The 24,513-nt window shown below is 62.2% G+C and carries 21 protein-coding genes, 1 tRNA gene and 1 pseudogene; all 23 read left to right on the top strand.

Features of this window, described 5'->3' with window-relative positions; genetic code table 11:
- Positions 1 to 1,152, top strand: coding sequence for a hypothetical protein (locus DGI_RS15130; RefSeq protein WP_202961826.1), 1,152 nt, complete (start codon positions 1 to 3; stop codon positions 1,150 to 1,152).
- Between the two features lie 313 nt (positions 1,153 to 1,465).
- The gene (locus DGI_RS15125) at positions 1,466 to 2,995 is read left to right on the top strand and encodes a 2-isopropylmalate synthase (protein ID WP_021762062.1); all 1,530 of its coding nucleotides are present in this window, start codon (positions 1,466 to 1,468) and stop codon (positions 2,993 to 2,995) included.
- A complete protein-coding gene (gene leuC / locus DGI_RS15120) occupies positions 2,980 to 4,257 on the top strand; it encodes a 3-isopropylmalate dehydratase large subunit (protein WP_021762061.1) in 1,278 nt (425 codons plus the stop codon). Before DGI_RS15125 ends, leuC begins: the two co-directional genes overlap by 16 nt.
- 21 nt (positions 4,258 to 4,278) lie before the next feature.
- Positions 4,279 to 4,773 carry a 3-isopropylmalate dehydratase small subunit gene (locus DGI_RS15115; protein WP_021762060.1) on the top strand — a complete coding sequence of 165 codons (495 nt, stop codon included), beginning with the start codon at positions 4,279 to 4,281 and terminating at the stop codon, positions 4,771 to 4,773.
- Positions 4,774 to 4,967: 194 nt separating this feature from the next.
- Entirely contained in the window at positions 4,968 to 6,053 is a 1,086-nt protein-coding gene (gene leuB / locus DGI_RS15110; RefSeq protein ID WP_021762059.1) for a 3-isopropylmalate dehydrogenase, read from the top strand.
- Positions 6,054 to 6,213: 160 nt separating this feature from the next.
- Entirely contained in the window at positions 6,214 to 8,184 is a 1,971-nt protein-coding gene (locus DGI_RS15105; protein ID WP_021762058.1) for an ABC-F family ATP-binding cassette domain-containing protein, read from the top strand.
- Between the two features lie 131 nt (positions 8,185 to 8,315).
- Complete coding sequence (locus tag DGI_RS15100) at positions 8,316 to 8,756, top strand: PilZ domain-containing protein (RefSeq protein ID WP_027193099.1); 441 nt, start codon at positions 8,316 to 8,318, stop codon at positions 8,754 to 8,756.
- Positions 8,757 to 8,801: 45 nt separating this feature from the next.
- Entirely contained in the window at positions 8,802 to 9,533 is a 732-nt protein-coding gene (locus DGI_RS15095) for a class I SAM-dependent methyltransferase (protein ID WP_021762056.1), read from the top strand.
- 98 nt (positions 9,534 to 9,631) lie between these two features.
- Positions 9,632 to 9,707: transfer RNA gene (locus DGI_RS15090), tRNA-Ala, on the top strand.
- Positions 9,708 to 10,382: 675 nt separating this feature from the next.
- Positions 10,383 to 10,772 (top strand): response regulator, encoded by a 390-nt coding sequence (locus DGI_RS15085; RefSeq protein ID WP_021762054.1) that lies wholly within the window; start codon positions 10,383 to 10,385, stop codon positions 10,770 to 10,772.
- A gap of 608 nt (positions 10,773 to 11,380) precedes the next feature.
- Positions 11,381 to 11,719: pseudogene (locus DGI_RS19605) on the top strand (methyl-accepting chemotaxis protein); the annotation flags it as partial.
- Positions 11,702 to 12,796: a methyl-accepting chemotaxis protein gene (locus DGI_RS19600; protein WP_407656297.1), complete on the top strand. Its 1,095-nt coding sequence runs from the start codon at positions 11,702 to 11,704 to the stop codon at positions 12,794 to 12,796. The pseudogene DGI_RS19605 and the gene DGI_RS19600, both read left to right, overlap by 18 nt.
- Positions 12,797 to 12,820: 24 nt before the next feature.
- Entirely contained in the window at positions 12,821 to 14,461 is a 1,641-nt protein-coding gene (locus tag DGI_RS19550; RefSeq protein WP_021762052.1) for a chemotaxis protein CheW, read from the top strand.
- A gap of 25 nt (positions 14,462 to 14,486) precedes the next feature.
- Positions 14,487 to 14,978 carry a chemotaxis protein CheD gene (locus DGI_RS15070; protein WP_021762051.1) on the top strand — a complete coding sequence of 164 codons (492 nt, stop codon included), beginning with the start codon at positions 14,487 to 14,489 and terminating at the stop codon, positions 14,976 to 14,978.
- A 54-nt stretch (positions 14,979 to 15,032) separates the two neighbouring features.
- Entirely contained in the window at positions 15,033 to 16,112 is a 1,080-nt protein-coding gene (locus DGI_RS15065) for a protein-glutamate methylesterase/protein-glutamine glutaminase (RefSeq protein WP_021762049.1), read from the top strand.
- Positions 16,113 to 16,132: 20 nt separating this feature from the next.
- Positions 16,133 to 16,795, top strand: a complete 663-nt coding sequence (locus tag DGI_RS15060; protein ID WP_021762047.1) for a HEAT repeat domain-containing protein — start codon at positions 16,133 to 16,135, stop codon at positions 16,793 to 16,795.
- Positions 16,796 to 16,804: 9 nt separating this feature from the next.
- Positions 16,805 to 17,656: a CheR family methyltransferase gene (locus DGI_RS15055; protein ID WP_021762045.1), complete on the top strand. Its 852-nt coding sequence runs from the start codon at positions 16,805 to 16,807 to the stop codon at positions 17,654 to 17,656.
- A gap of 7 nt (positions 17,657 to 17,663) precedes the next feature.
- On the top strand, positions 17,664 to 18,032 hold the full coding sequence (locus DGI_RS15050; RefSeq protein WP_158407344.1) for a response regulator: 369 nt from the start codon (positions 17,664 to 17,666) through the stop codon (positions 18,030 to 18,032).
- Between the two features lie 74 nt (positions 18,033 to 18,106).
- Complete coding sequence (locus DGI_RS17540) at positions 18,107 to 20,197, top strand: chemotaxis protein CheA (RefSeq protein ID WP_021762043.1); 2,091 nt, start codon at positions 18,107 to 18,109, stop codon at positions 20,195 to 20,197.
- 1 nt (position 20,198) lies between these two features.
- Positions 20,199 to 21,680 carry a chemotaxis protein CheW gene (locus DGI_RS15040; RefSeq protein ID WP_021762042.1) on the top strand — a complete coding sequence of 494 codons (1,482 nt, stop codon included), beginning with the start codon at positions 20,199 to 20,201 and terminating at the stop codon, positions 21,678 to 21,680.
- Positions 21,677 to 21,982, top strand: coding sequence for an STAS domain-containing protein (locus DGI_RS15035; RefSeq protein ID WP_158407343.1), 306 nt, complete (start codon positions 21,677 to 21,679; stop codon positions 21,980 to 21,982). The genes DGI_RS15040 and DGI_RS15035 overlap by 4 nt, the downstream gene beginning before the upstream one ends.
- 23 nt (positions 21,983 to 22,005) lie before the next feature.
- Positions 22,006 to 22,371, top strand: a complete 366-nt coding sequence (locus tag DGI_RS15030; RefSeq protein ID WP_021762040.1) for a response regulator — start codon at positions 22,006 to 22,008, stop codon at positions 22,369 to 22,371.
- A 33-nt stretch (positions 22,372 to 22,404) separates the two neighbouring features.
- Positions 22,405 to 24,510, top strand: coding sequence for a chemotaxis protein CheA (locus DGI_RS15025; RefSeq protein WP_021762039.1), 2,106 nt, complete (start codon positions 22,405 to 22,407; stop codon positions 24,508 to 24,510).
- Positions 24,511 to 24,513 lie beyond the last annotated feature (3 nt).

Genomic DNA, 24,513 nt, shown 5'->3' with positions numbered 1-24,513 from the left:
ATGTCGTGGCGTTGTATCATCATGTGCTGTGTTGCGTTGCCGTGGCTTGTGTGCCGATTGTGGATCCTGCCGGCCGCGGCTGCTGCATCTCCAGCCGCTTCAGACGCCGCAGACACGCTGCTGCTGAGTCTGCCGGCCATGCTGGCCCAGGCCAGGCAGGCCGGCCTGCCCCCTGCCGGCAACCCCCAGGGCCGTTGCAGCATCCCCGCCGAAGCCCAGGCCGAGGACGTCTCCCAGCCGGATCAGGTCATCGGCGACGGCCGGCCCTCCAGTTGCACCAGTCAGGCCGTGGTGGACGCCGTGGCCCGGGGCGGCGTCATCACCTTCAACTGCGGCCCCGCCCCCGTGACCATCGCCTTGCAGGCCACGGCCAAGGTCTTCAACAACACCGGCCCAAAGATCGTCCTGGACGGTGGCGGCAAGGTGACCCTGAGCGGCGGCGGCGCACGCCGCATCCTGTACATGAACACCTGCGACCCGGACCAGGTCTGGACCACGCCCCATTGTGACGATCAGGACCACCCCCGGCTCACGGTGCAGAATCTGACCTTCAGCAACGCCGATTCCACAGGCGAGGCTTATGACGGCGGCGGCGCTATCTACGTCCGCGGCGGCCGCTTCAAGATCGTCAACAGCCGATTCTTCAACAATACCTGCGATGCCGAAGGGCCGGACGTGGGCGGCGCTGCCGTGCGGGTGTTCGATCAATACCAGGACCAGCCCGTCTACGTGGTCAACAGCACCTTCGGCGGCGGATCGCGCTACGGCAATGTGGGCTCCAATGGCGGCGGCCTCTCCAGCATCGGGGTGTCCTTTACCGTGCTCAACAGCCTGTTCTCGTACAACAAGGCCATCGGCACGGGCGCGAACCCGGCCCGCCCTGGCACGCCCGGCGGCGGCAGCGGCGGGGCGATTTACAACGACGGCAACACCTTCACTTTGCGGCTGTGCGGCACGAGCATCGAACACAACACGGCCAACGAAGGCGGCGGCGCCATCTTTTTTGTCAGCAACGACCGCACCGGCACCCTGGTGATCGAAAATTCCACCCTGCGCGACAATCCCAGCGCCGGCTTTGAGACGCCGGGCTATCCGGGCATCTTCTACCTCGGCAACGGCGATCCCCAGGTGACGGATTCGGTGATTGAATGAGGCAGGATATGTCGCGCGTTATGCTGTTTGCTCGATCAATTTTCCTTGACGTGCGGGCGGGGCGGTGCTAGAGGAGGGGCATCTATGGATTGCTTTATTTGCCATATCGCCTCCTGCTCCGCCATTTCCCGTCGCCTCCTGCTACGGGCGCTGTAGCGCTCGTCATCCATTTCTCCGTTCTTCAGGACGGTCTTCGTCCATCGTTTGCCCCAGGCATATCCCCACCGCAAGGCGGGGACTCCCTTCCTGCCGGAAGCCTTTGCCATGCGCCGGGCTTTTCGGTAGGAATCGCCACCGATCGCGGAGCAGCACCATGTCCAATCGCGTCATCATTTTCGACACCACCTTGCGCGACGGCGAGCAATCGCCGGGCGCCACCATGAACCAGCAGGAAAAGATCCGCCTGGCCAAACAGTTGGAAGGCATGGGCGTGGACGTCATCGAAGCCGGCTTTCCTGCGGCCTCCAAGGGCGATTTCCAGGCCGTGCAGGCCATTGCCGCCGCGGTGAAGGATTCCCAGATTGCCGGTCTGGCCCGGGCCATCCAGCCGGACATCGACCGCGCCTGGGAGGCCATCAAGGACGCGGCCCATCCGCGCATCCACACCTTCATCGCCACGTCGCCCATCCACATGGAAAAGAAGCTGCGCAAGGCGCCGGATCAGGTGGTGGAAATGGCCATCGCCGCCGTCAGGCACGCGGCGCAGTACACGGCCAACGTGGAGTTTTCCGCCGAGGACGCCTCGCGTTCCGAGCCGCCGTTCCTGGCGCGCATCTGCGCGGAGGTCATCAAGGCCGGGGCCAGGACCATCAACATTCCGGATACCGTGGGCTATGCCCAGCCCCAGGAGTTCGGGGAGCTGATCGCCTATCTGCTGGAGCATGTTCCCGGCAGCGAGAAGGTGGTCTGGTCCGTGCATTGTCACAACGATCTCGGCTTGGCTGCGGCCAACACCCTGGCGGCGCTCAAGGCCGGGGCCCGGCAGGCGGAAGTGACCGTCTCCGGCATCGGGGAGCGCGCCGGCAACGCCGCGTTGGAAGAGGTGATCATGGCCCTGCGCACGCGGCAGCCGTATTTCCAGCTGGAAACGGGCATCCGCACGGAGCAGTTGTTCCCCACGTGCCGGCTGTTGTCCATGATCATCGGCGCGCCCATCCCGCCGTACAAGGCCATTGTGGGCGCCAACGCCTTTGCCCATGAGAGCGGCATCCATCAGGATGGCATGCTCAAAGACAGCCGCACGTACGAGATCATGACCCCCGAAGCCGTGGGCCGCACCCGCACGGAACTGGTGTTGGGCAAGCATTCCGGCCGCAACGCCCTGGGCACCAAGTGTCGGGAGCTGGGCTTCACCCTCTCCGACGAGCAGCTGGGCATCGTCTTTGAAGCCATCAAGAAGCTGGCGGACAAGAAGGAACAGATTTTCGACGAGGACGTGGAAGCCGTGGTCCTGGAAGAGGTCTTCCGCATTCCGGACAAGTACCGGTTGAGGAACCTCACCGTGGTGGCCGGGGTCGATCCGCCTTCCGCCGCCCTGGTGCTGGAAATGGACGGCCGCGAGATCCGCGAAGCCACTTTCGGCGTGGGGCCGGTGGACGCCGCCTTCAGCGCCATCAACAAGGCCGTGGGCAAGTCCCCGGTATTGGAACACTATCAGGTCAACGCCGTCACCTCGGGCACGGACGCCCAGGCCGAGGTGATGGTCCGGCTGCGCATGGATGCGCACGCCGCCGTGGGTCGCGGGGCCGACGGCGACGTCATCAAGGCCGGGGCCAAGGCCTATCTCAACGCCCTCAATCGCCTCGCCAAAAAGGAGGAGGAACGTCAATGCGTCACGCTGTAGCGCACACCCTTGCCATGAAACTGCTTCAGGCCGCCAGCGACGAAGTGATCAAGGAGGCCGGGCAGATTATCCGCTGCCGCGTCTCCCTGGTGCTGGCGAACGACATCACCGCGCCCCTGGCCATCAAGAGCTTCCGGCAGATGGGCGCGGCCACGGTCTTCGACAAGACCAAGATCGCCCTGGTGATGGACCATTTCACCCCCAACAAGGACATTGCCTCCGCCGAACAGGTGCGCGGCATCCGGGAATTCGCCCAGGAGCAGGACATCCTGCACTATTATGAGGGCGGGGACTGCGGCGTGGAACACGCGCTGCTGCCCGAACTGGGCCTGGTGGGCCCCGGCGACGTGGTGGTGGGGGCAGACAGCCACACCTGCACCTACGGCGGCCTGTGCGCCTTTGCCACGGGCATGGGCTCCACGGACATCGCCGGAGCCATGGCCCTGGGCGAGACCTGGTTCAAGGTGCCCCAGACCATCTATGTGCAGATCGACGGCGAGCTGTCGGCCTACGTGGGCGCGAAGGATCTGATCCTCCACACCATCGGCAAGACCGGCGTGGACGGCGCACGCTACAAGGCCCTGGAGTTCGGCGGCAGCACCGTGGCCGCCCTTTCCGTGGAAGGTCGCCTGACCATGGCCAACATGGCCATTGAGGCTGGCGGCAAGGTCGGGCTTTTTGCGGCGGATGCCAAGACCCTGGCCTTCGCCAAGGCCCACGGCCACACCGCCACGCAGGAAATCGCCCCCGACGCCGGCGCGCCCTATGACGAGATCATCAAGATTGACGCCGCCTCCCTGTCGCCGCAGGTGGCCTGCCCGCACCTGCCGGACAACGTGCGCGGCGTGGATGAGCTGGCCGCCGAGCATATCGTGGTCAACCAGTCCGTCATCGGTTCCTGCACCAACGGCCGCATTGAGGACCTGCGCGAAGCCGCGGCCATCCTCAAGGGCCGCAAGGTGAAGAAGTCCGTGCGCTGCGTGGTGCTGCCGGCCACGCCGAAAATCTGGACCCAGGCTCTTAGGGAAGGGCTGCTGGAAACCTTCATGGAAGCCGGCTGCATCGTGGGGCCGCCCACCTGCGGGCCCTGCCTGGGTGGCCACATGGGCATTCTGGCCAAGGGCGAACGCGCCATCGCCACCACCAACCGCAATTTCAAGGGCCGCATGGGACACCTGGAGAGCGAGGTGTATCTGTCTTCCCCGTCCCTGGCCGCCGCCGCGGCCGTGGCTGGCGAAATCGTCCACCCTGCGTCTCTGTAACCGCCTGCGAGGATTCGAATCATGAAACTTTCCGGCGCTGCCCATCTGGTGGGCGAGCATATCGATACCGACGCCATCATCCCGGCCCCGTTTCTTGTGACCACCGATCCTGTGGAGCTCGGCAAGCACTGCATGGAAGGCCTGGAGCCCGGCTGGAACAAACGCATCCAGAAGGGCGACTTCATCGTGGCTGGCCGCAACTTCGGCTGCGGCTCCTCCCGCGAGCACGCCCCGGTGGCCATCCTGGGCGCGGGCGTGAGTGTGGTCATTGCCCATTCCTATGCCCGCATCTTCTACCGCAACAGCTTCAACATGGGCCTGCCCCTGCTGGAAGTGGGAGACGACATCAGCCGCATCCAGGACGGCGATCCCCTGGAAGTGGACATCATCACCGGGCAGATCCTTAACAAGCGCACCGGCGAGACCATCGCCGCCCAGCCCGTGCCGCCCTTCATGCAGGGGATCCTGAACGCCGGCGGCCTGGTGAACTACGTCAAACAGCGTCTGACGGCGTAAGGTCATACAATGGCAGGAGAGAGTGGGGGCACTGAGTTCCCCCACACCCCCTCCATTCGGTGTTGTCACTGGGCGGCGCTGGAACGCGCCGCCCAGTGACAACACGAATGCGGGGTCCAGGGGGGTCAGCCCCCTGGCGGGGTTCGGGGCAGCGCCCCGAGTCTTCACGTTTTTACAACCATAGAGTTTTCCTCATGAATTACTCCATCTGCCTCATGCCCGGCGACGGCATCGGCCCCGAGATCGTGACCCAGGCCGTGCGGGTGCTGGATCTGGTGGGCCGCAAGTTCGGCCACACGTTCACGTACACCAATGTTCTGGCCGGCGGCGCGGCCATCGACGCCGTGGGCGAGCCCATGCCCGACGCCACGGTCCAGGCCTGCAAGGAAAGCGACGCCGTGCTGCTCGGCGCCGTGGGCGGTCCCAAGTGGGACAACCTGCCCCGCCACCTGCGCGCGGAAACCGGCCTGCTAAAGATCCGCAAGGAGCTGAACTGCTTTGCCAACTTCCGCCCGGCCACGCTCTTTCCGCAACTGGCCTCGGCCAGCTATCTGCGGCCGGACATCGTGGCCAAGGGCCTGGACGTGCTGGTGGTGCGCGAGCTGACCGGCTGCGTCTACTTTGGTCAGCCCAAGGGCATTGTGGAAGAAAACGGCGAGCGCATGGGCTTCAACACCATGCGCTACACCGAGTCCGAAGTCCGCCGCATCGCCAAGGTGGCCTTCGAGGCTGCCCGCAAGCGCGGCAAGCGCCTGTGCAGCGTGGACAAGGCCAACGTGCTGGACGTCTCCCAGCTCTGGCGGGATGTGGTCATCGAAGTCCACAAGGACTACCAGGACGTGGAACTGAGCCACATGTACGTGGACAACGCCGCCATGCAGCTGGTGCGCGATCCCAGCCAGTTCGACGTCATCGTCACCGGCAACCTGTTCGGGGATATCCTCTCCGACGCCGCCGCGGCCATCACCGGTTCCATCGGCATGCTGCCCTCGGCCTCGGTGGGCGAATCCGGCCCCGGCATCTACGAGCCCATCCACGGCTCGGCTCCGGACATCGCCGGCCAGGACAAGGCCAACCCCCTGGCCACCATCCTGTCCGTGGCCATGATGCTGCGCTTTGCCCTGGGCCTGGAGGCCGAGGCCGCCGTCATCGAGCAGGCTGTCTCTGCCGTGCTGGACAAGGGCCTGCGCACTGGCGACATCTACAACAGCGCCCAGCCCGGTCTGACCCTCGTGGGCTGCACAGCCATGGGCGATGCCGTGGTTGACGCACTGGGATAAGCATATGCGCGGGGGAAGCGCCGTTCCGCGGAACGGTGCTTCCCCCGCATCCCCCTTCCAAAAGACTTTTCACTGTGGGCCACTTGTGGCATGACTCGCCGGTTGGAGCGTCTTCCGGCGGCGTGTCGCCATGTTCTTTTTGCTTTTCCAGGAATCTCGCGTGAATTGTTCCATACAAGGCATCACCAAGAGTTACGGGGCCCGGGATCTGTTCAAGGATTTTTCCCTGGAGCTGGTCTCCGGGGTGCGTCTGGCCGTGGTCGGGGCCAATGGCGCGGGCAAGTCCACTTTTCTGAAGGTCATCGCCGGCGTCAGCGCGCCGGATGCCGGGCGCATCACCATGCCCAAGGGCGCGCGGCTGGGCTACGTGGCCCAGGAAATGGACGAAGACGTCCTGGCCACCCCGCTGATTGCCTGGGTGCTGGAGGTGCTGCCTTCCTGGAACGATTTCTGGAAGGAATGGGAAGCCGCCACCGCCGTGCACGACGAAAAAGCCCTGGCCCGTCTGGCCACCCGGCAGGCAGAGCTGGAGGCCGTCTACGGGCACAATCCCGAACAGCGCGCCCATGTGGTGCTGGAAGGGCTGGGATTCCCCGCCGCCCGGCATCATGACCCGCTGCAGAGCTTTTCCGGCGGCTGGCGGGAGCGCGCCAAGCTGGCCCGCGTGCTGGTGGCCGGGGCAGACATCCTGCTCCTGGACGAACCCACCAACCACCTGGACCTGGAAGCCGTGGAGTGGCTGGAGCAGTTTCTGCTGGCGTATGAAGGCGTGCTGGTCTTCGTGGCCCACGACCGCATCTTCATGGACCGCCTGGCCACGCACACCTTGTATTTCGGCGGCCCCAAGCCGATGTTCCGCAAGGGCACCTTCTCGCAGTTCCTGGTCTGGCAGGACGAGCAGGAAGAGCAGCGCCAGCGCGAGACCAAACGCCTGAACGAGGAGCTGGAACGCAAGCTCGCCTTCGTGGCCCGGTTCAAATACAAGGCCACCAAGGCCCGACAGGCCGGTTCGCGTCAGAAGCAGGCCAGAAAGCTGGAAAAGGAGCTGGAGGGCCTGAAGCCGGACGCCAGGAAGAAAACCCTTTCGTTCAAATGGCCGGAACCCCAGCGCGGCGACCGCACCCCCATGGCCGTGGTGGGCCTTGCCGCGGCTTACGGCAGCGGGCAGCAGCTGTGGAAGCCGATTGATTTTCAGATTTTTCGCGGGCAGAAGATCGCCCTGGCCGGTCCTAACGGCTGCGGCAAGTCCACGTTGCTCAAGTGCGTCACCGGCCGGCATCAGCCCCTGGCCGGCCGGGTGGAAGTGAGCTCCAACACCAAGATGGGCATCTTTGCCCAGCATCAGTTGGAGATTCTGGATCCCGAAAAGACCACGCTTTCGGAAATCCGCCGCCTGTGCGACCCCCGCACCACCGAAGAAGAGCTCATGAGCGTGCTCGGGCTTTTCCTGCTCGGGCAGGAATACTTCGACCGCCCCGTGTCTTCCCTGTCCGGCGGCGAGAAAAGCCGGCTCATCCTGGCCACGCTCTTTCTGTCCCGGTCCAATTTTCTGGTGCTGGACGAACCCACCAACCACCTGGACCTGGAAAGTCGCGAGGCCCTCATCGAGGCCTTGGAAGATTTCGAAGGCACCGTGCTCTTCGTGGCCCACGACCGCTGGCTCATGCAGCGCGTGGCGGAACAGGTCTGGGAACTCACGCCCCAGGGTTTCGTCATCCACGAAGAAGGCTTCGAGGCCTACGAAAGATCCCGGCAGGCCAATCCTGCAGTTGTGCCCGGCAAGGGAACTGTGGTAGTGGATGATTCGAAATCTCTTGGCGACAAGCCCGGGGAAAGCCGGGCCGAGCGCCAGGATCGCAAGCGGCAGGAGGCGGAACGGCGAAAGGCCATGGCCAAACTGCTGGGCCCCAAAAAACAGGCCTACGCGGACAAGGAACAGGAGCTGGAAAACATCCTCTCCCGCCAGGCCGAGGTGGAACAGCAGCTGGCAGACCCGGCCGTGTTTGCCGATGCCGCCAAAAGCGCCACCCTGCTGGGCGAATACAACGTGACCCAGGAACGGGCCGAACGTTGCATCGCCGCCATGGAGCAGCTGGAAACGGAAATTCAGGCGTTGGAGGAGGGCTGCTGACAGCCCCCTCCCATGCCGCAGAGGAGCAGCGCATGGACCCTGGGCACCCCACATCGCCAACGTCTTCCCCGTCTGCGGCCGATAACGCGCATCCAGTGAAGATGCATACCTTTTTTGCGGACCCTCAAGGTATGGTCACCATCGTTTGTCCGCATTGCTCCCGGGAAAGACGCATTGATGCCGCCCGGTACAAGCAGGGGAAGAAGCCGCTGCTTGTCACCTGCTCATGCGGCCACCGGTTCGAAAGTCATCTGGAGCTGCGACAGGCGCCGCGCAAGCGCGTGCAGCTCGCCGGGGAGTACACGCACCTGGAGACCCAGGAAAGGGACGAGCTCCTCATCCAGAATCTCTCCCTCACAGGCATGCGCTTTTCCATCCCCGACCCGCACGACGTGCGCATGGGCGACAGGCTGCGCGTGTCCTTTGTCCTGGAAACGCCCCTGCGGCCCACCATCACCCGGGAGCTTGAGATTACGGGGATCAGCCGGCAGGTAATCCATGGTCGGTTCACCAATGCGCCGGCCAGGGATGCGGATCTCGGCTTTTACCTCATGTCCCAGCCCCAGGATTGATGGCCGCGCATTGCGCTGCGCCCGGTCTTCCGTTAGCACGGCCGCATGAACGCATACGACGACTGCAGATGCTTCACCGTGGAGGCCGCCGGCGTGCGCTGGCAGCTCGCCAGCCTGGCGGACCTGGAAACCCTCTGGGACCGTCTGGCCGACGATGAAGAAGACGATGACCTGCTGGACACAGACCCCGCGGCCCTGCGCCGCCGCCGGCAATTTGAAGCGGACGAACGCCTGCCGTACTGGACGGAGCTGTGGCCCTCCAGCTATCTCCTGGCCCAGTGGCTGGAGCGCAGTCAGTCGCGCATCTGCGGCCGCCGCTGTCTGGACCTCGGCTGTGGCCTGGGCTTTACGGCCCTGGTGGGCAGCCGCCTGGGCGCCCGGGTGACGGCCATGGATTACGAGGCCGATGCCCTGGCCTTTGCCCGGCGCAACACGGTAGAAAATCAGGCGCACCTTGACGGCCGCGCCCCGGCTTGGCTGTGTATGGACTGGCGCGCCCCGGCCTTCCGCAAACGGGTGTTCGACGTGGTCTGGGCCGGGGATGTGGTGTACGAGCACCGCTTCATCCCGCCCGTGGCCGATTTTCTGGATCGCGTGGTGGCCCCCGAGGGCGTGGCCTGGATTGCCGAGCCAGACCGCGCCGTGTATCGCCCGTTCATCGAAGCCATGCACCGCCGCGGGTTCGATGCCTCCAAGGCCTACGCGGCCAAAGTCCATGCCCGCAACTGGCCCGCCGGCGGCGTGCCGGCCAGCCTGTGGGAGTTCCGCCGCCGCTGACGGCTGCGGTGGCGCGATGCCCCACGGCGGGGGCCGACAGCCGCCGCAATATTTCGCTTGTCTTGGGGCGATGCATCGGATAAGAACCCTTGCTTCGTGGGGACGTAGCTCAGTTGGGAGAGCGGCGCGTTCGCAACGCGTAGGTCGAGGGTTCAAATCCCTTCGTCTCCACCACGGGTATTTCAAGGGCTTGGATCACAGATCCAGGCCCTTTTTTGGTGTGGTATTCCAGATAGGCGTTGTAGATTCAGTCTTTCCTGTTTCTGAGGCATTGTATTGTTTTTGGAAACAAGATCCGTGCGAGAACGGGGACCCTTTTGGGCGAGGTGCTCCTCTCTTTTACAATCCAGTAATTTAGTATGGAATAAGAATAACAAGCCGTTGCGAAGGAGTTCCCCCGAGAGCTCGTTTCAAAGGCAAAATGGTCTGAAATAATGGCGTTGGGAAGTGGGGGAGGGCTATCCTCGTTGCCTGGGAGGCAAATTTGCCTCCACGCGGACCGAAGAGGTCTGCGGCGCAATCGTGTGGCGTGGTGGGCCTGCGCACGAATACGGCGCATGCGCGGGTGGCAAAAATGCCACCATTTTTGTTGCATATTCCAATAACAGTCCGCAGAAATTCAATCATAGTCTATGCCTCTGCATTTAATCAGATCTTCTTCGGTGGAATAGTTACTCTTATTTTTTGCTGTATGCCTCGCAGTGGAGGTTTTTGTACCTCCATTCTGTGGCCCCTCCCCCGGAAGACGGGCGAATACTGCTCGTTATTGCCCTTAAATAATAGACTAAAATGCATAGGCCGATCCTGGCGCAGGTCTTGCTTTGCGGGACCTCATGCATGGAGGTGCCTATGGCGAACATTCTGGTTGCTGACGATGATCTGTTTTACCGCAAGATCATTGCCCACGCGCTCAGCGCCATGGGGCACGAGGTGCAAGTGGTCCCCAATGGAGAGGACGTGCTCAAGCTCATGGCCACGAACACCTATGATTTGCTGGTGTTGGACGTGTTCATGGACAAGGTGAGCGGCCTGGAGATTCTGCAGGAGCTGACGCAACTCGCGGAGACCATGGGGACGCCCCGAATCCCGGCAATCATCATTACAAGCGATGATTCGGAGTGCACGGAAAGGGCGGCGCGCGTGGCGCAGGCCACATTTTTCTTGCTCAAGCCTTTTTCTGCGGAGCTTCTGGGCAGTGTTGTCGAGGAGGCTGTGAAAAAAGGCGTCCGGGTTCTTTGAGACGATATCTTGATATCGATAATCGTAAGCCGGCTCATGCAATTCACCTAGGACAAGTGGAGGATTCTCTGATGGCAAAACTGGCTCCCCCCCCGAGTGCAGCAAATCAGCGGCGCACACCAGGATATGCCGAGGCCGATCGGAACGCGGCGCAAGATCTTGTGGAAAAGCGCCGTATTGCCAAGGAGCGGGCGGCCCAGCGGGCAGCCAGCCGCACCGCCGCCAAACGGCAGCAGGTGGCCGAACGCATTGCCTCGGCTACGGAAGAGCTTGCCAGCGGCATCGCTCAGGCCAACGCCGCGGCCGAGCAGCTGGACAAGGCCATGGAGCAGATTTCCTCCGGAGCCACCCAGGCCAGCGCCGCGGCCCAGCAAGGGCAAACCGCGGCCCAGCGGCTCAACATTACCGCCAAGAACACCAGCGAGGTTGCCCAGGCCTCCATGGAAAAGACCAATGCGCTGCAGGAGCTGGTGCGCCAGACCTCGGCAGACATTGAAGCCATCATCGCCAATGTAGGCCTTTCAGCGGACCGGAACGTCCAGTCTGCCAGGCTCATTTCCGAGTTGGAAAAGCAGGCGGACGAGATTGGCCAAGTGGTCAAGACCGTGGCAGGCATTGCGGATCAGACCAACCTGCTGGCTCTGAACGCCGCCATTGAGGCAGCGCGTGCAGGCGAGCATGGCCGTGGCTTTGCCGTGGTGGCGGACGAGGTCCGCAACCTGGCCGAGGGCGCGGAAAAATCGGCCCGTTCGATCCGCGAGCTGATTTCCGAGATCCAGAAGGACGTGCGCGTGGTGGCCAGGGATGCGGAAGAAGCGGGCAACACCGGCAAGGAAGAGGTGGAAAAGGGCCGCGCCGTCACTGCGCAGCTGACTCAGATTGAAGCGGACATGAAGCAGCTGCAGGGCGAGTGCGCCTTTATCAACGACATGAGCGCCAGCGTGGCCACGGCCATTGTGCAGTTCCTCAAGGGCACGGAAATCATTGCCTCGGCCTCAGAAGAAGCCGCCAGCGCAGCGGCCCAGGCATCGACCTCCACGGCCGAGCAGATGAAGGCCATGAAGGATATCGAAACCGCCACCGAAGAGTTGGCCCAGATGGCTGAAGACCTCAAGGTCAATACGGATTCCGAAAAATCCAGCGAGCAGCTCGCCGCCACGGCCGAGGAACTCTCCGCCACCATCTCCCAGGCCAATGCCGCCTCCCAGCAGATCATGAGCGCCATCCGCCAGATTGCCAAGGGCGCGGAACAGCAGAGCGCTGCTGCGGAAGAATCCTCCTCGGCCATCACCCAGGTGAATCGCCAAAGCCAGGAGATCGCCCAGAAGGCTGTGGATGCCCTGGAAAAGGTCGTCAACATGGTCACGCTGCTGACCGAAAGCAAGGTCGCGGTGGACAACCTCATTGTGGGCATCAGCACCAGCGCCAACGTCAGCACCACGTCGGCTGAAAATGTGAAGAGCCTCGAAGTGCGTGTGCGCCAGATCGACAAGATCGTGGATGCCATCACCAACGTGGCCATGCAGACGAACATGCTGGCCGTGAACGGCGCCATTGAAGCCGCGCGGGCCGGTGAATACGGCAAGGGCTTTGCCGTCGTGGCCTCCGACATCCGCACCCTGGCCAACGATTCGGAACAGAACGCGGAAAAGATCAAAGACCTCGTGCGCTCCATCCAGGATCAGGTGCTCATCGTCTCCAGGGACATCCTCGAACTGGGTTCCATGGCCAACAAAGACGCGCACAATGCCAAAAAATCCACTGCGGATTTGTTGCGCATCGAGAAAGAGATCGGCGAGGTGCGCGTGGGCATCGTCAGCATTCAGAGCAATACAGGGCAGGCTGCACTCGCCGTGGAACAGGCGCAGCAGGGCGTGGACCAGATTGCTTCCGCGGCCCAGCAGGGTTCCAGCGCCGCCCAGCAGGCGTCGGCCAGTGCGACCGAGCAGGCCAAGGGAATGCAGGAACTCAGCCAGGCCATTGAGGATATCTCGGCACTCGCAGACGAACTGCAGGCGGCCTAATCGGCATTGTCCGGGGAGAGCCTTATGACGAAAGAAGAACTGATCGTGGAAACCGGGGAAGGTCAGCTTGTGACCTTTTCGCTCTCTGGCGAAGAGCTGGCGTTTCCCATCGGCCTGGTCCAGGAGATCGTGCGACCGCCGGTCATTACCAAGGTGCCCAATACGCCCAGCTACATGAATGGCATTGCCAACCTGCGCGGCAGCATCCTGCCGGTCATCAACCTGCGTCAGCGTCTGGGGATGGATTCCAAGGAGATGGACGATTCCACCCGCGTGGTGGTTCTGGATTGCGGCGGCACGTCCACAGGCATCATTGTGGATTCCGTGTCCGAGGTGCTGCACATTGACGATAAGATCATCGAGGTCCCGCCCAAGGTGGTGGCTGGCATCGAAGGCCAGTACCTGCGGGGAGTGGCCAAAATCGGCAATGGCAACCGCCTGGTGATGATCCTGGATGCGGACATGCTCATACCGGCGGCCATGGGGGCCACGGGAGCCAAGGGCACCACTGCCAAGGCCGGCCGCACCGGGATGGTGGAAAGCAAGGCCCTGGAAGAGGAAGAGCTGATGGTGACCTTCAGGCTTGCCGAAGAGGAATTCGCCATCGATATCATGCAGGTGCAGGAGATCATCCGCGTCACGGAAATCACCACCGTGCCCAAGGCGCCGGATTTCATCAAGGGCGTGATGTCCTTGCGCAACCGGCTGTTGCCCATCATGGACCTGCGCACCAGATTCGGCCTGGAGGCGGACGAGACGGCGTCCGCAGTTGGTGGCAGCGCGGCCGTGGATGATGACGAGATCGACGCCCGGCGCATCGTGGTGCTGGATTTGGACGGAGTGCTCACAGGCATTCAGGTCGATTCCGTATCCGAGGTCATGCGTCTGCCAAAATCCAGCATCGAACTCCCGCCCGCCATCATCAACTCGGAAGATGCCTCCCGGCTCAAGGGTGTGGGCAAGCTGAACAAGGGGGAACGTCTGCTCATGCTCCTGGACGCCGCCCGCCTGCTTTCGGACGAAGAGCGGCAAGAGGTGGCGGCCACCGCAGGCAGCGCCACGAGACACGAGCTCAAGGCCGCCCAGGAAATCGACGACGAAGCCCAGCTGGTCTGCTTTCATGTCGCGCACGAGGAATACGGCATCGATATCATGCGCGTGCAGGAGATCATCCGCATCGAGGAAATCACCACGGTGCCCAAGGCTCCGGACTTTGTGGAAGGCATCGTGAATCTGCGGGGCAACGTCCTTCCGGTCATCGACATGCGCACCAGATTCAACCTGGAGAAAGGCGAGCGCACGGAACAGAACCGCATTGTCGTGCTCAGCATCCAGGGACGGACAACCGGCGTCATCGTGGATTCCGTGTCCGAGGTGCTGCGCATGGCCAAGAAAGACATCGAACCGCCGCCTTCGGTCCTCTCCGGCAGCAGCCCGGACAAACGATTCATCGACGGTCTGGGCAAACTGAACAAAGGCAAACGCATCATCATCCTCTTGAATGTGGACTCCATCCTCTCCGGCGAGGAAGGGCTCGAACTCATGGAACTGGCTGCGGACACCCCTGCTGGTGACCGCCCTGGCGAGGCTGAACGGTCGGCTGCAGCAGGGGGAAAGGAAAAAGCCAGGTCAGGCAAGGGCCGGGCAACCGTGGTGGCGCAATGACCAGACGGCGGTCCGGAGAAAGAATATGGGTCCGGAACAGGTAGTCCTGACGGGCGAATTCAAGATGGCTCGCAATGCCGGCCTGCTGGTGGCCAGGGGGGTGGGCTCGTGCGTGGTGGCCTGCCTCTGGGACCAGGCGCGCAAGCTGGGCGGCATGGCGCACATCCCCATGCCGTCCTCCTCGCTGGACGTGCAAGAGGCCGCACACTCGCCAGGATTATATGCCGACACCGCCCTGGTGGGGCTTCTGCTCCCCATGGAACGCCGAGGCGCGCGGCGCGAGCACATGTCCGTGCGTCTCGCGGGGGCCGGCAACATGTTCGAGGGCTGCGAAGTGGGCTTCATGGGTCAGCTCCCCACAGGAATTCTGACCAGTGTGACGGAGGTGCTGCGCACACTGGGCTTGCATGTTGCGGCGCAATCCGTGGGCGGCGCCTTCGGCCGCAGCGTGTTCTTTGATGTGGGCAGTGGCGCCATTGAAGTCAAATTGACCAATGGCAAGCGCGTGTTGCTGTAGCGTGCGCGGTCTGTTCGGGGTGGCCTTCACTCCATCACTTTGTGAGGACGGTACATGCGAAAGGTCAAGGTCCTGATTGCCGACGACTCGGCGCTCATGCGCAGGGAAATCAAAAAAATCATGGAAAGCTCCGGGGAGATCGAGGTCATTGGCGTGGCCAAGGACGGACGCGAGGCCGTGGACAAGGCCAAGGAGCTGGAACCGGACGTGGTGGCCCTGGATATCAACATGCCCGTCATGGATGGCCTGACGGCCCTGCAGTACATCATGATGGAATCGCCCCGGCCTGTGGTCATGATCAGTTCCCTGACCCGGGAAGGCGCGCTGACGACATACGAGGCCCTGGAGCTGGGCGCGGTGGATTTTGTGGCCAAGCCCGGGGGGACCATCTCCAAGAACATGGATCAGATTGCTGCAGAGATCATCTTCAAAATCCGTGCGGCAGCCAGCGTCAATATCGGACGCGCCGGCAGACGCAAGAAGGCCCAGCCGCAAGCGCGCCCGCGTCCCACTCCGGCGCGCACTCCCAGGGTAACCACTCCGGCCAGCCCTGCGAACAAAATTGTGGTCATTGGCCTGTCCACTGGTGGTCCCAAGTCGATCATGGATGTCCTTCCGCAACTGCCGGCGGATTTTGGCGTGCCCGTCATCGTCATCCAGCACATGCCCGGGAGCTTCACCACCTCCTTTGCACAGCGCCTGAACAGCAACTGCGCCTTCCCGTTCAAGGAGGCGCAGCGCGCAGACATCATCGAGCCCAACCACGGCTACCTGGCGCCGGGAGACGTGCATATGACCCTGGCGCCCAGGGGCGCAGGCAAGCCGGGGTTCATGGTCAGACTCTCAGAGCAGCCTGCAGAGACCCTGCACAAGCCCTCGGTGGATGTGACCATGGAATCGGTGCTGGAGTGTTACGGCGGCAATATCATTGCCGTGCTCATGACCGGCATGGGCAACGACGGCGCCCGGGCCATGGCCGCCATACGCAAGGCAGGCGGGCGGACCATCGCCGAGTCGGAAGAAACAGCAGTGGTCTTCGGCATGCCTGCCGAGGCCATACGTCTGGGCGGAGCGGAATTTGTGCTGCCTGTGCAAGCCATTGCAAGCAAGATTATCAGTCTGGTCACATCCTAGGATGACCCAGGAGGCGATGAATGCAAGAGCTTGATCGGCTCGTTCACAATCTCCAGACCGGCGACGAAACAGTGCGCCGTTACGCGGCTGAGGATTTGGGATCCCTGGGCCTGGAAGGGGCAGTGCCGGCGCTTGTCACGGCCCTGGAAGATCCGGTGGTGGCTGTGCGCGAGGCGGCGGCCGAGGCCCTGGGAGTCATCGGCGGGCGCGAAACTGCCCGGCGCGTGGTTCCGCTCATGGCTTCAGAAGAGGTGCCCCTGCGCAATATCAGCTTTGAAATACTGGAAGCGCTCAGTCTGGATGCGCTGGAGGAGCTGACAGCCTGCTGCACCTCGCCCGTCTCGGACATTCGCAAATTCGCCGTGGATATTCTGGGCAAGATAGGGGAGGTCAGCGAGATCGACGCAGAAGCTCTCTTCGTGCGCATGCTTGACGATCCCAACCCCAATGTGGCCGGCGCAGCAGCCGAAGCCATCGGCAGGGTTGGGTACAAAGGCGCCGTGCCTGCGCTGCTGCAACACCTGGACTCGCATGCCTGGCTGCAATGCAACATTCTGCACGCCATTGCCAGAATTGGAGGCGAGGCCGCCCAAAAGGCGTTTGCAACCATCAATACCGCCCGGCTTTCGCCAGAGGCGCAGTATTATCATCGTACTGCGTTGATGCATTGCGGATTGGCATAGGAGCATCGCATGCAATCATTGCTGACAGATGCCGATCTGGAAAGAATTCGAGCACTCATCTACAAAGAGACTGGAATATACTTCGAGCCGAAGAAGAATTACTTTCTGTCCAGTCGTCTTGCGCAGCGCATGCAGGTTCGTTGTTGCAGCTCGTTCCAGCAATACTACAACGAGTTGCTCTATTCGCACAAGGAAACGGAGCTTTCCTGTTTTATCGAAGAAATCACCATCAACGAAACCTACTTCTTTCGCGATTTTCCACAGCTGCGTGGTTTTGCTGAGGAGGTGCTGCCGAAATACCTCGAACGCAAGCGCCGGGCCCGGGATGCCACCATGAATATCTGGTCCGCGGCGTGCGCCACGGGCGAGGAGCCGTACACCCTGTCCATCATCCTCCAGGAAATGATTGAAGACTATGCCAATTGGGACACGGAAATCCTGGCAACAGACATTGACCGCCATGTCCTGCGGCATGCGCGCATCGGGCTCTACAGCGAACGTTCCGTCAAGGAAACTCCCATTGTGTACAGGCAAAAGTACTTCCAGCGCACCGCGGACGGCTGGCAGCTGCTTGCAAACGCCATGCAGCCTGTGACCTTTGAGCAACTGAACCTGGTGGATCGGGTGTCCATGCGCCGCAAACGCGGATTCGACTTCATCTTCTGCAGAAACGTACTCATCTATTTTGATGATGATTCCAGGAAGAAGGTTCTTTCCTGCCTGTATGATGCGCTCAATCCAGGCGGGTATGTCTTTCTTGGCCATTCGGAATCTGTGGGACGCATCACCGCCTCATTTCTGCTGGAACGAGTTGGGGATTTTCTTTGTTACAAGAAGCCTGCAACAAGCGCTACGCGATAAGGAATGCATGATGTGCTCAAAAATATTAATTGTTGACGATTCAAACATTGTCTTGAGCCTGCATGAGTACATCCTTGCTGGGGCAGGATATCAATGTGCCACTGCGGAAAATGGCTATATTGCCCTTGAGTTGTTGTTGCGTGAACAGTTCCACATGGTCATCACGGATGTGAACATGCCAAAGATGGATGGCTATGAGTTGACACGCAGAATCCGCTCCACGGATGGCTACCGCGACATGCCTGTGATCATGATTTCCACGGAAGAAGAAGCCCTGGACAGGGTGAAAGGCATGGAGGCCGGGGCCAACGTGTACCTGGTGAAGCCAACGCAACCCGCGGCCCTGGTGACCAAAGTCAAAATGCTCCTCGCCTGACCAGGATTATACGAATGCCCAGCAAGAAAAAAGAGATAGCTAAGGTGCCCATCGCTGCGTCAGTGAGTGGGGGCATGCCCGTCAGCGACGAATTGGCGGACAGGCTGCTCAGGGATTTTCAGGTGGAGGCGTCAGAAAACCTGGACGAATCCGAGCAGTCCCTGCTGAAGCTGGGCCAGGCCTGCGATGACCGTGCCGCCCTGGGTGAACTCTTTCGGCGCATTCACAGCATCAAGGGGACCGCATCGTATGTGGGCCTGCAGGACATAGCCGAACTGGCCCATGCGCTTGAATCAATCCTTGACGCTGTGCGCGGCATGGATGCGTTTGCCTTTTCCGATGCCTTGCTGGACGTCTGTTTTGAAACCGTGGACGCGCTGCGGGGGATGGTCGAAAAGCCGGGGAGCGCGTGGGATGCAGCTGCCCTTGTGGAGCGGTTGCGCATCGAAAAACAGCGCCTCGGCGTGCCGGAACGGGCCGTTGCCGCTTCCGGGCCCTTGGCTGTGGCGCCCCTGGCCATCTTTCTGGATTCCGCAGCCCAGCACACGGATACCATGAAGCTTTGCCTTGAGCGCATGGAAAAGGGCGCAGGGGAAGATCGTTCAACGCTGGACATGTTCTTCCGTGCCGCGCACTCCATGAAAAGCGGGGCCCGATACATGGGCTTTGACTCGTTGGAAGAGGCGGCGATCCACATCGAAAATATCCTGGACGCATTGCGCCAGAACGAGATTGCGCTTTCTGCGTCCTTGCTGGAGAAGCTCGGCGAAAGTTTCTCGGGGATCAAGCTGTTCCTGGCAGGCCTTGCACAGGAGGCCGCTGCGACGAAAGAGGCCGCCCCGGGAAATGCAGGGGATCCCGGCACGGATCAACGTTCTGGCCAGCTCCAGCGCCAGCTGCAGCCGCATGCCGCCATCAAGACCATGCGCGTGAATCAGCAGATTCTGGATGTGTTCATGAACCTTGTGGGTGAACTCATCGTGGCCAGGAATGTGCTGGGGCATGTGGAAAAGGGACTGGAGCGCCAGGCAGGCAAACACCTGCCGGGCCTGCGCGAGCTGCGCGTTGCCTGCCAGGGCATTGCCCGCATTTCGGACGCCATGCAGCGAAGTGTCATGGACATGCGCATGGTCCCGGTACGCACGGTGTTTCAGAAATTCCCGCGCATCATCCGCGATATCACCCAGCGCAGCGACAAGAAAATCAGCCTGATCCTCCAGGGCGAAGACACGGAAATAGACAAGAGCGTGGCCGAGGAAATTGGCGATCCCTTGATGCACATTATCCGCAACGCCGCAGACCATGGCATCGAAAGCCCGGAATGGCGCGTCAGGAATGGCAAGCCCGAGCGCGGCACCATTCTCCTGAAAGCCGCCCAGGAGGGCAACGCCATCGTCATTGAGGTGGTGGACGACGGCGCAGGCATCGACAGCGCCGCGGTGCTCGAAAAGGCGGTCGCCAAGGGGCTGGTGACTCCGGACAGGGCAGCCACGCTGACTCGCGAAGAGATTATCCAGCTGATCTTCGAGCCGGGCTTCAGCACCGCAGACCAGGTGACGGCCATCTCCGGGCGTGGCGTGGGCATGGATGTGGTGCTCACGAACATGCGTAAGCTCAAGGGCAACGTGCACATCGACTCCCGCGTGGGCGAGGGCACACGCCTGCGCATGGAATTGCCCCTGACGCTGGCGGTGGTGGAGGTCCTGCTTGTGGGGGTGGGAAGGGAAACCTTTGCCATTCCCGTGGAAGCCGTGCGGGAAACCGTGAAAATCAACAACAGCCGCATCAAGCCGATGATGAAAAAGCGGGCCATGACCCTGCGCGGCGAAGTCCTGGGGCTGGAGACGCTCTCGGAACTGCTGGGCGTGCTCCCGGCAGAAGCCCCTTCCGGGGACGACGCCCGGAAGGATGCGTTGGACGATGCGCTGCGGGACGCCCAGGACGAGGACATACCCGTTGTCGTCCTGCAAAAAGGGGAAGACAGGCTCGGCCTGGCCGTGGATGCCCTGTTTCGTCAGGAAGAGCTTGTCATCAAGCCCCTGCCGGATTTTTTGGCAGGATTGCCGGGCCTGGCCGGAGCCTCCATCCTGGGCGACGGACGCGCACTGCTGGTCTTGGATCCTGGCGAGCTGATCGATTCGGCAATGCATCGGCTGGAGCACTGACATGGCGCACGCGTTGGAAAAAATACTCATCGTCGAGTGTGGCAGCCTGCTGCTGGCCATGCCTGCCAATGCCGTGCGCAGCATAGAAAGCGAACTGATTGTCACGGCAACCCCTGGTGCGCCAGACTGCGTCCTGGGCCTGGCCAACCTGCGCGGCGAAATTATGCCCGTCATGGACCTGGGGCTGCGGCTCGGGGGAGTGCGGTTCGACAGCGCATCGGACACCGCAAGCCCGCACCAGCACGTGGTGGTGGCTCCGCATGGCGGCCCCATGGCCCTGCGCCTGGACAAGGTGCTGGCCATGATCGATGCCGAAGACGGCGCCATGGTCCAGACGTCGGCAATTCCGGAGCTGGGGGCCGCCCGCGAATGTATCCGGGGGGTGCTCCACAACGGGATGGCCGGGCGCATGGTCTATTGGCTGAACGTGGATGCCTTGTGCGCCTTCGATATCCCGGCGCAGGTCAGGACGGTGACCGGAAGGTCGCAGCACCCCCTCTCCCGGACCGCTGGCGGCCGGGAACGGGACGGGAATCCCGCCAGCCCAATGATGACGGTGATGACCTTTGCCGCGGCGGGCAGGGAATTCGCCCTGCGGCTGGAGTCCATCGTCAGAATCAGTCCGTACACCCAGGCCCTGTCACCGCCCTGGGCGTTTCCGGGGCTGCTGGGGCTGATGGCGGATAAAGGCGAAACCCTGGCTGTGTTCGACCTTGGCCTGCTCCTGGAGTCCAGCGCCAGCGTGGCGCAAGCCCACCGGCATTACCTCTTTGTGCTGGAGCACGGCGGCATGCGCCTGGGTATTGCAGCCGAACGCCTGGGGCGCATTCTCGTCCTGCCTGAACAGGGGGCCGGGGTGTGCGGTGCGGAAGCGATCCACACGCACGACGGCCGGGGGCTCCTCATGTTGCTGAATCCGGAAGCCCTGTTCGCGGGCCGGCTGCCGGAACATCTGGGAGAGGAATCATATTCAGCAGATTTGGAACATGGCGCGGCGCAGGAGGCCTTGGAACCGGACACCGTTCTGGAGCGCCACGTCTGCTTCGGCCTGGGGGAGGAGATTTTTGCCACGCCCATGCACAGTGTCCGGGAGATCACCGTGCCGGAAGCAATTACGCCCGTGCCCGGAACGCTGCCCCACTTCGAGGGCCTGGTCAATTTGCGGGGGGTGGTCATCCCGGCCATGGACCTGCGCGCACGCCTGGGCCTGGCCAGGGCCAACCGGACGGACGAGACGCGCATGCTGGTGGCAGGGCAGGGGGCCCAGATGAACGGGCTGATTGTGGACAGGGTCATGAAGCCCCTTGATGTGCGGCGGGACACTGTCGAGCCGCTGCCTGCATCCTGGTTGCCGGAGAAGTCCCGGCGCTACCTCGTGGGGGCGGCCAAAATCGGGGATGGCGCCCCGGTGCTGCTGCTGGATCTGGACGCACTGGCTGCGGAGGAGTCCGCATGCACGACATTGCAACGCGAGGAGGCATGATGCGGATCGAAACCAGTCAGGGCATTCTGAGCGTGCTGCTGCCGGCTGAATGCCTGATTTATGAGGTCGAGGCCCATGCCCTGCTCCTGAAGGCTGTTGATTGGGACAGTCTGGAGTTTTCCACGGTTGCCGTCGGCGCCGGGGATGTTCTGGCCGTGGACACGGCGTATTTTCAGCTGCTGCTCTCCGTGCGGCAGACCGCCCGGGAGTACGGCAAGGCCTTCTGCCTGAATGATGCTGGCGAGGCCCTGGCAGATATCGCAAGGCTGTACGGCATACACATCGCGGAACAGATTTCTTGAAACCCATGCAGGAGATAGACGGCATGCCAAAATCCATACTTGTTGTTGACGATGCAGTGTCCATGCGCAGTCTGATGGCCATGACCTTGCGCGGTGCAGGCTACGAGGTCCAGGAAGCCTCGGATGGCAAAGACGCGCTGGGCAAACTCTCGGGCGCCAAGTTCGACTTGATTCTGACAGATTTGAACATGCCGAACATGGACGGCATCAGCCTGATCAAAGAAGTCAAGACCCGGCCCAATTGCAAGTTTCTGCCGGTCGTCATGCTCACCACGGAAAGCCAGGAAAGCAAGAAGGAAGAAGGCCGCCAGGCCGGAGCCAAGGCCTGGATTGTCAAACCCTTCAAGCCTGAAACCCTGCTTGGCGTCGTGAAGAAAATCCTCGGCTAGCCCGGATGTGAACGAACATGGCGGCAGGAATATATGGACTCCCGTAAGGACGAGCACAGACAGCAGTATATCGTAGAAGTACGCGATATTCTTGATGCAGTCACGGATGCCCTGCTCAGGGCGGAATCCAATCCGGGCGATCAGGATCTTCTCAATACCATCTTTCGGGGTGTCCACACCATCAAGGGCAGCTCGGCCATGTTCGGTCTGGACAGCCTCGGGCATTTTGCCCACCACCTGGAAGCCCTGCTGAACAGCCTGCGGGCCGGGGAATCGGTGCTGACCCGGGAAGTCGTGGATTCCCTGCTTGGCGGTCTGGATGCCCTGGGCGAGATGCTCCAGGCCGTCAGGCGAGGCGAGGAACCCGTGCTGCGCATCGACCTGATGCAGGGATTCGAGCGGCTGCTCGGTGCAGGGGGGGACGACGTCTGTCGCCCCAGCCCCCACGCTGCCCTGGGCCCGGCCGCGCAGTGCGTCGAAGTGTTGCAGGATCCGGTGTTGGCTGCCGAGCTGCGCCTGCACCTTGGGCCGGCGGAGGGTCGGGAACTGGCCGCCTACAAGGTGACGCCGGCGTTCACCTCCGAAGATCTGGTCAACGGGTTCGACCCCGCAATTTTTCTGCGCGCCCTGGAGAATGCCTGCGTTTTTTACCGGGCCAGCTGCCCTCGCGCCGTGCCCAACTGCCAGGAGCTGCAGCCTCTGGACTTGTACCTTACGCCGTGCGTGTATGTGGTCACGGCACTTGCCCCCGAAGCCATCAGCGACCTGGCCTTCGATGTGGAGCTGATCCAGGTGACAAAATTGGAGCTGGAGCCGGAAAACGCCTCTCCACGCAAGCCGCTGGGGCAGATACTCCTTGATGAGTGCAAGATCACCGAATCGGAGCTGGAGCAGGCGCTGCGAAAACAGGCTGACGAGCGGCCTGCGGAAGATCGACAAGGCGAACTCAAGGTCATGCGCGTGGAAGAAGGCAAGATCGACGCCTTCAACAACATGATCGGCGAATTGATCATCGCGCGGAACGCCTACGAATTTCTGGTCGCCCGCCTGGATGACGCAGGCGGAATGGAGACGGCCGCCATCAAGTCCCTGAAGGACAATTTGCGCCTATTCTCACGCATCACCAACGAGCTGCAGGGTGGCGTCATGAATCTGCGCATGGTGCCCATCAGGACCATATTCCAAAAATTCAGCAGGGTTGTCCGCGATATTTCCCACAAGCAAGGCAAGTCCATCGAGCTGGTCATTCAGGGGGGGGAAACCGAGATAGACAAGAAGGTGGCGGACATTCTTTCCGAGCCGCTCATCCACATGGTGCGCAATTCCTGCGACCATGGCCTGGAAACAATGTCGGAGCGACTGGCCGCAGGCAAGGGTGAGCGCGGTGTCCTCACCCTGCGGGCCGCGCGCGAGGGCAGCAACCTGGTGCTCAAGATAACCGACGACGGCAAAGGCATGGACAGGCAGCGCGTCTTTGAAAAGGCGCGGGCCATGGGCCTGCACGTTGCGGATCCCGATGCCCCCGATCTCTTTGACGTCATCTTCCTGCCCGGATTTTCCATGAAGGAGCAGGTCTCGGACATTTCCGGCCGCGGCGTGGGCATGGACGTGGTCAAGTCCACGCTGCTGACCCTGGGCGGTACGGTGCGGCTGGAAAGCATCCAGGGCCGGGGCACTACCTTTACCCTGGAGATCCCCATGACCATGGGCGTGAGCATGGCCCTGCACGTGCAAGCCGGGGAAAACCAGTACGCCCTGCCCATGGACACCGTGCTGGAGACGGTCCGCGTGCCGGCCCATGAAATCCACGAGATCGGAGGGCACCGGGCCATGCATTACCGCGGGGAGATCCTGCCCGTGGCGCCCCTGGAAGATTTGCTCCGGCAGCGAGGCTCCACCGCACCGCTCTCTAACCACGTGCGTGAGGATGCAGCCTCCGAGCGCCTCGTGGTGGTGGCGCATTGTGCAGGCGGCAAGTTCGGCCTGCTGATCGACCGCATGCTGCGCAATAGTGAAATTGCCATCAAACCAGTGCCCGAGGCCCTGGCAGGCCTCTCGTATATTGGCGGCGTGACCATTCTGGGCGATGGCCGGGTGCTGCTGGTCCTGAACCCGGAAAATCTGATGCAAGTAGACTAAATC

This window comes from Megalodesulfovibrio gigas DSM 1382 = ATCC 19364 (assembly GCF_000468495.1).
GTDB classification, from domain to species: domain Bacteria; phylum Desulfobacterota; class Desulfovibrionia; order Desulfovibrionales; family Desulfovibrionaceae; genus Megalodesulfovibrio; species Megalodesulfovibrio gigas.
Note: the sequence above shows the minus strand (reverse complement) of the source record. Positions and strands in the feature narration are given on the sequence as shown.

Coding starts and splice junctions, on each gene's coding strand:
- DGI_RS15130 (WP_202961826.1), top strand. CDS start 1: ATGTCGTGGCGTTGTATCATCATGTGCTGTGTTGCGTTGCCGTGGCTT.
- DGI_RS15125 (WP_021762062.1), top strand. CDS start 1,466: ATGTCCAATCGCGTCATCATTTTCGACACCACCTTGCGCGACGGCGAG.
- leuC (WP_021762061.1), top strand. CDS start 2,980: ATGCGTCACGCTGTAGCGCACACCCTTGCCATGAAACTGCTTCAGGCC.
- DGI_RS15115 (WP_021762060.1), top strand. CDS start 4,279: ATGAAACTTTCCGGCGCTGCCCATCTGGTGGGCGAGCATATCGATACC.
- leuB (WP_021762059.1), top strand. CDS start 4,968: ATGAATTACTCCATCTGCCTCATGCCCGGCGACGGCATCGGCCCCGAG.
- DGI_RS15100 (WP_027193099.1), top strand. CDS start 8,316: ATGGTCACCATCGTTTGTCCGCATTGCTCCCGGGAAAGACGCATTGAT.
- DGI_RS15095 (WP_021762056.1), top strand. CDS start 8,802: ATGAACGCATACGACGACTGCAGATGCTTCACCGTGGAGGCCGCCGGC.
- DGI_RS15085 (WP_021762054.1), top strand. CDS start 10,383: ATGGCGAACATTCTGGTTGCTGACGATGATCTGTTTTACCGCAAGATC.
- DGI_RS19600 (WP_407656297.1), top strand. CDS start 11,702: ATGAGCGCCAGCGTGGCCACGGCCATTGTGCAGTTCCTCAAGGGCACG.
- DGI_RS19550 (WP_021762052.1), top strand. CDS start 12,821: ATGACGAAAGAAGAACTGATCGTGGAAACCGGGGAAGGTCAGCTTGTG.
- DGI_RS15070 (WP_021762051.1), top strand. CDS start 14,487: ATGGGTCCGGAACAGGTAGTCCTGACGGGCGAATTCAAGATGGCTCGC.
- DGI_RS15065 (WP_021762049.1), top strand. CDS start 15,033: ATGCGAAAGGTCAAGGTCCTGATTGCCGACGACTCGGCGCTCATGCGC.
- DGI_RS15060 (WP_021762047.1), top strand. CDS start 16,133: ATGCAAGAGCTTGATCGGCTCGTTCACAATCTCCAGACCGGCGACGAA.
- DGI_RS15055 (WP_021762045.1), top strand. CDS start 16,805: ATGCAATCATTGCTGACAGATGCCGATCTGGAAAGAATTCGAGCACTC.
- DGI_RS15050 (WP_158407344.1), top strand. CDS start 17,664: ATGATGTGCTCAAAAATATTAATTGTTGACGATTCAAACATTGTCTTG.
- DGI_RS17540 (WP_021762043.1), top strand. CDS start 18,107: ATGCCCGTCAGCGACGAATTGGCGGACAGGCTGCTCAGGGATTTTCAG.
- DGI_RS15040 (WP_021762042.1), top strand. CDS start 20,199: ATGGCGCACGCGTTGGAAAAAATACTCATCGTCGAGTGTGGCAGCCTG.
- DGI_RS15035 (WP_158407343.1), top strand. CDS start 21,677: ATGATGCGGATCGAAACCAGTCAGGGCATTCTGAGCGTGCTGCTGCCG.
- DGI_RS15030 (WP_021762040.1), top strand. CDS start 22,006: ATGCCAAAATCCATACTTGTTGTTGACGATGCAGTGTCCATGCGCAGT.
- DGI_RS15025 (WP_021762039.1), top strand. CDS start 22,405: ATGGACTCCCGTAAGGACGAGCACAGACAGCAGTATATCGTAGAAGTA.